6 protein-coding genes are annotated in these 5968 nt (G+C 71.9%); all 6 read right to left on the reverse strand.

What is annotated here, in order from left to right; all coding sequences use genetic code 11:
- Positions 1-877, reverse strand: an 877-nt coding sequence (locus tag VK923_06565; protein ID HSJ44326.1) for a hypothetical protein, incomplete at its 3' end; no start/stop codon positions are given.
- Between the two features lie 116 nt (positions 878-993).
- Positions 994-2346 carry an MFS transporter gene (locus VK923_06570; protein HSJ44327.1) on the reverse strand — a complete coding sequence of 451 codons (1353 nt, stop codon included), beginning with the start codon at positions 2344-2346 and terminating at the stop codon, positions 994-996.
- Positions 2347-2391: 45 nt separating this feature from the next.
- Positions 2392-2976 carry a Type 1 glutamine amidotransferase-like domain-containing protein gene (locus VK923_06575; protein ID HSJ44328.1) on the reverse strand — a complete coding sequence of 195 codons (585 nt, stop codon included), beginning with the start codon at positions 2974-2976 and terminating at the stop codon, positions 2392-2394.
- Positions 2977-3180: 204 nt separating this feature from the next.
- A complete protein-coding gene (locus VK923_06580; protein HSJ44329.1) occupies positions 3181-4269 on the reverse strand; it encodes a lysylphosphatidylglycerol synthase transmembrane domain-containing protein in 1089 nt (362 codons plus the stop codon).
- 111 nt (positions 4270-4380) lie between these two features.
- Complete coding sequence (locus VK923_06585; protein HSJ44330.1) at positions 4381-5043, reverse strand: response regulator transcription factor; 663 nt, start codon at positions 5041-5043, stop codon at positions 4381-4383.
- Between the two features lie 61 nt (positions 5044-5104).
- Positions 5105-5968 (reverse strand): histidine kinase (locus tag VK923_06590; GenBank protein ID HSJ44331.1); only part of this gene is annotated, 864 nt, incomplete at its 5' end.

Raw genomic sequence — 5968 nt, forward strand, 5'->3', positions numbered from 1 at the left:
CCAACACCGCCGACCGGGTAAGGAACTCGGCCGTCTCATCGGGCATCGTCGACAGCAGCTCGGCCTGCACATAGGCCACAATGTCCCGTTGCGCACCCAGGTGCTCGGCATCGAGCGTCGCCCCGTCGCCACGGGCCCTGATGGAGCGCGCGGCGAGGTAGACCGGCACCGCCCAGCCTTCGGTCACGGTGACCAGGTCGCGGATGTCCGACTCGGCGAGCTCGACACCGGCGGCCTCCATGAGGGAGGCCGCCTCACCCTGGTCCAACGCGAGGTCCTTGGCCCCGATCTCGGTGATCCGGCCGTGCGCCCGGAGGCGCTCCACCGGGAGGGGGAGCTCATGCCGGCTCGCCGCCGCGAGCTGACTGCCCTCGGGCAGGTTGTCCGCGAGGGCGGTGACGATGTCGTGGCAGTCGTGGTTGTCCAGGACGTGCACGTCGTCGAGGACCAACATGACCGCCCGCCCCTGCGATGCAACGGCTGCCCCGAGGATCGACGTGATGGCACGCAGGGAGGGGCGCGGTACCAGGAGGCGCTCGAAGACCTCGCCGTCGACCGGGACCATCCGATCCAGGGCGGCCGCGAGGTAGGTCAGCAGGACGACAGGGTCGTTGTCCTCGCGGTCGAGGGTCAACCAGCTGCTCTGTCGGCGGTCCCGTTCCGCCCACTGCCACAGCAGCGTGCTCTTGCCATACCCCGGGGGTGCGACGATCGCCGTGATGGACGACGTGGGCTCGGACGAGAGGCGTTGGAGCAGGGCTGTCCGCTCCACGATGCCCGGACGATTGACAGGAGGTCTGAGTTTCGACCCGAGCAGCGGCAGGCGCACGTCGTGCGCAGGGACGAGCAGACCATCGGTGAAGCTGTCGTGGCCCATGCCTACCGCGAGGTCCTGGCGATGATGAGCTGCTCCGAACGCCCTGGTCAGCCGCACGAAGACGACACGGCAATGGTAGGTACGCGCCTTACCGACCGCAAGACTGCGCGCAACCGTCATTTCCCCGTGTCGAGGGAGCGGTTCGCGGTCTCCGGCGCCATGATGACGCACACGAGCGCGCCGGCCGCGACCGCGGTGGCGTACCACGCAGCTGACCGGGGCGTGCCGTCCTGGCGTGCGAGCGTGGCGGCGACGACGGGAGCCGTCCCCCCGAACAGCGCGCTGGCGATGCCGTACGTAAACGCCAGCCCGCTGTAGCGGAGCGGGGTGGGGAACAGCTCTGAAAGGAACGCCGTGGGCCCGAGCGCGCCGAGCACCAGCCCGATGACCACGTAGCCCAGCACCGCGTGGGACAACCCCGGTCCGTCGATGAGCGATGACGCCGGAAGGATGAGCACGGTCAGGGCGACGGTCGCGCAGATCAGGACCGGTCGCCGGCCGACCCGGTCGGAGAGCCTGCCGAGCAGGGGTGCAACGGTCGAAGCGGCGATCAGGCCGGCGAACGCAGCCGCGAACGCGAGCGGCAGTCCGGTCCGCCCCGACGTCGCCTCGTAGCCGGGGAGGAAGACGAAGAAGACGTTGAACGTGACCGTGACGGCTGCGACGAGGCCGAAGCCGATGACGACGGAGCGCCGCGCGGTCCGCAGGGTGTCGGCAAGCGGGACGCGTGCGACCATGCCGACCTGCTGCATCGCGCGGAAGCCGGGCGTGTCGTCGAGTCGTGTCCGGATGTAGAGGCCGATCAGCCCGAGCGGCGCCGCCAGGAGGAACGGCAACCGCCAACCCCAGCTCCGCAACGAGACGGGTGAGAGGCCTGCGCTGAGCAGGACCGCCGCGGCGATCCCGGCCGCGAACCCGAGGCCGACGGTGGCCCACTGCCATCCGCCGTACCAGCCCCGGCATCCGCTGGGTGCGTACTCGACCACGAACGCCGCCGAGCCCCCGTACTCACCACCCACGGCGACGCCCTGGCCGGCCCTGAGCAGCGCGAGGAGGACCGGCGCGGGCCAGCCGATCGCAGCGTGGTCGGGCAGCAGGCCGGTGCCTGCGGTGACCAGCGACATCAGGAGGATGCCGGTGGCGAGTGCCGTCCGGCGGCCCACCCGGTCCCCGACGTGGCCGAACAGCAGCGCGCCGGCCGGGCGGGCGACGAACGCCACCACGAAGACCACGTAGGTCGCGATCAGCCCCGCGATCGGATCGTGTGACGGGAAGAACGTTGTCGCCAGGACCGGTGCGAACGCCCCGAAGAGGGCGAAGTCGTACCATTCGACGAGGTTGCCGATGCAGCCGGCGATGAGGGCACGCCGACGGGTGTCCCGCGAGGTCGCGTCGTTGATCCGTTGCGCTTCGGTCGCGATCGTGTCCGCCAGGTCCCGCTCCTTGGCCAGCGATCCGCCGATCGCCACGACGCCACCGAAACGATAGACCACGCGGGGATACGAGGTCGATCCTCACGCGTCGAGCGCCAGTTCGGGGATCCGGGCTCTGCTCGTGCTGCGCTCGCGCAGCCCGGGCCATGCGACGGGAGACCACGGGCGCAGAACAACACCTGGAGCCGGCGTGCTGTGCCAGCCGGTGCGGTCGACGAACGTCACCGCACCGTGCCCCAGCACGTGCAGGTGGTGGCCGTCGACGACCAGGGCGGTCGCCTCGTCGATGCCGACGGTCCCGAGGCCACCCAGTCGCCGCGTGGTCGCCTGCACCCACCGCCGCCCCGCCGGGTGCCGGCCGACGAAGCGGTCGAAGTGGGGCATGCAGACGTGGCCGTCGAGGGGCCCGAGCCCCGGCACGACGCGCAGCGGGTTCGGCACGCGCAACGCCAGCCGCCACGCGAACAGGGCGATCGCGCCTGCCGACGACCCGGACAACACAGCACCGGCACGCCACCGATCGAGCACCATGTCCCAGAGTGGCGAGGCGCCGAGGGCGGTGATCAGCCGGCCGGGCATGCCCCCGGTCAGCACGATGACGTCGGCCGCTGCAAGCGCGTCGTCGGGCCGGCTGCCGCGCGTTCGCGGCGGCACGACGATCCTCACGTGCGCATCCAGTGCCGACCAGTAGCTGCGCGCGAGGGCCGGCTGACGGCAGCGTCGCAGCGGTCGACGCGGCGGGGACGACCGCGACACGCGCCCGGGGCCGGCCGACGCGCTCGAGGATCCAGCGGTCGATCGGCACGCACGGCTGGCGATGCTCACCGCCGCCGACCAGCACGACGGGACCCGCCACGCCGGGTCGGACGCTCACGCCCCCGCCTCCACGGACACCCGTTGGTGGCGTCGCGGCCCATCCGGCACATCCGCGGTCGCCGCGTCCCTGCTGCGTGCGAGGGACCGCACCGCGGGCACGATGCCGGCGGCGGTCGGCAACCAGAACGATGCCATCCGGTACACCAGCACCGCCGCCAGCGCGACGCCCGCCGGGACGCCCAGGGTGATGAACGTCGCCGACTGTGCCGCCTCGAACACGCCGAGCCAGCCAGGTGTCAACTCCGGCACGCTGTTGAGCAGGTTGGCCGACCCGTAGCCGACGACGAGCGCGGTCAGCGACAGTCGGTGCCCGCATGCCGCGAACACGACCCACAACGCCGTGGCGTCCACCGCCCACGCCACGATCGCCCAGCGGAACCCACGCCCGAGGTGGCGCCTGCGCCGGTCGGCAGCGCCCTCGAACAGGCGGGCCACCTCGTCGGCGTCGAGGGAGACCGGCAGGTGGCGCGCCACGCCAGTGACGAGCTGTGTCAGGCGACGACGCAGGGGCGGATGGTACAGGGCACCGAGGACGGCGCATCCGACGGACGCCAGCACGGCGAGCGTTGCGGCGACCGTTGCGACCGGTACGCCGATGACATCGCCGTTGAGCGCCACGCCTCCCAGGCCGCCGAACACGAGCACCCCAAGACTGATGATGCTGATCGCCCACGATGCGACGAGCGCCGTGGCGGCGCCCGCCGGCCGGTGCCGCAGCCGGACGAGCTCCCGCATCGCGAAGAGGCCCCCCGCGGCCCCACCACCGGGCACCACGCGGCTGAGGGTGAAGCCGGCCATCGAGATGCGCAGCGCATCGCGCAGGCTGAGGTCGCCGCTCAGCGCGCGCACGGCGTGGCGCTGCGTGGCCGCGAGCGCCACCGCCCAGACCGCCTCCAGGACCAGCACCACACCGACGAGTGTCGGATCGAGTCGCACGAACAGGTCCGCGGCCGCCAGGATGTCGTCGTGACCAAGGCCGAAGGTGCGCACGATCGCCATGATCGCCGCGACGGCGAGGCCGCACCGGACCACCAGCAGCCGGCGGTGACATCGTCGCTCACCGTCGCTCACCGCCGTCGTCATCGTGGCCTCCCGGTCCGTCCAGTGCCGGCCGCAACGTAGGCGACGGGCGGCGTCGCGCGCATCGCACCAGGGCGCCAGATCCGCAGCTGCCACCGGGGTACGACCCGGACCTCACCCGCCCGGGACCACCAGGCCCGACTCGTACGCGAAGACGATCGCCTGCGCGCGATCACGCAGGCCGAGCTTGGCGAAGATGCGTCCGACGTAGGTCTTGACGGTCTGCTCGGCGACCACGATCTCTGCGGCGATCTCGGCGTTCGACAACCCCCGCGCCACCAGTCCGAGCACCTCCGTCTCGCGCTCGGTCAGCCCCTCGAGCCGGCGCATGGTCGGGGCGGGCGGGCCGCCCAGCTGGGCGAACTCCGCGATGAGCCTGCGGGTGACCGACGGCGCGATGACCGCGTCTCCGGCGGCGACCACGCGCACGGCCTCGGCCAACTCGCGCGCTGATGCGTCCTTCAGCACGAACCCGCTGGCGCCGGCACGCAGCGCTTCGTACACGTACTCGTCGAGGTCGAAGGTCGTGACCATCAGCACATGGGGCACATCGACCGTCCTGTTCATGATCTGACGGGTGGCCGCCAGGCCGTCCATCACCGGCATCCGGACATCCATGAGGATGACATCGGGCGCCAGCGCGGCAGCCGCCTCGACCGCCTGCCGGCCGTCGGCCGCCTCGCCGATCACCTCGATGTCGGGCTCGCTTCGCAGGAAGGTCGCGAACCCTGTCCGGACCATGCCCTGGTCGTCGGCGATGAGCACGCGGATCGTCATCAGGCGTCCAGTGGGAGGTGTGCCTCGACCGCGTAGCCGCCCGCCGCCGTGGGACCCGCGGTCAGCGTCCCGCCGAGCAGGGCGGCGCGCTCGCGCATGCCGAGGAGCCCGTGGGCGGCTCCCCTGTGCCACCCGTGTCGTCCGGCTGCGCAGTCGACGGATCGTTCTCCACGCGCACCACGAGCCTTGCACCGGCCTCGTCGTAGGTCAGCACGACGCTGACGGGAGCACCCGGCGCGTGCCGCAGGGCGTTGCTCAACGACTCCTGGACGATGCGGTAGACCGACACGCCGACGCCGGCGTCCACGGGCCGGGGTGCCCCACACGTGGTCAGCTCGACCTGTGCGCCGGTTGCCCGAACCCGAGCGATCAGTCCGTCGAGCTGTCCGATGTCGGGGGTGGGTGCGGTCGTCGTCTCCTCGTCGGTCGTGCGCAGCACCCCCAGGACCCGTCGCATCTCGGTCAGTGTCTCGAGCGCGGTCCTGCGAATCGCGACGAGCTCCGCTGTCAGCGCAGGTGCATCGTCAGATGCCCGGAGCGGAGCCGCCTCGGCCTGGATGGCGATCACCGACATGTTGTGCGCCACCACGTCATGCAGCTCCCGCGCGACGCGCGAACGCTCCTCGAGCCTGACCCGCGCCGCCTGCTCCTGCGCGCTGCGCCGCTGCTCCTCCTCCAGTGCGGACTGGACCCGGCGGCGTGCGCTGAGGTTGCCACCGAGGACGGTGGCCAGCGTGACCGCGACGATCGACCAGACCCAGATCGTCGGTTCCTGCGGATACCACCCCTGCACGCTGCCGCCGATGACGGCGAGTCCGACGGCCGACCATGCCCACGCGCCAAAGCCGACCGCGGCGCTCCCGCTCGCCGCGAGCTGGTAGGTGCACAGCAGCTGGGCGACGGCCATCGGAGCAATGACACCGAT

This window comes from Euzebyales bacterium, assembly GCA_035461305.1.
Taxonomy (GTDB): Bacteria; Actinomycetota; Nitriliruptoria; order Euzebyales; family JAHELV01; genus JAHELV01.

Bases quoted from the DNA above. Each gene is read 5' to 3' on its own strand.
- VK923_06585 (HSJ44330.1), bottom strand. From the start codon at position 5,043: ATGACGATCCGCGTGCTCATCGCCGACGACCAGGGCATGGTCCGGACA.
- VK923_06580 (HSJ44329.1), bottom strand. From the start codon at position 4,269: ATGACGACGGCGGTGAGCGACGGTGAGCGACGATGTCACCGCCGGCTG.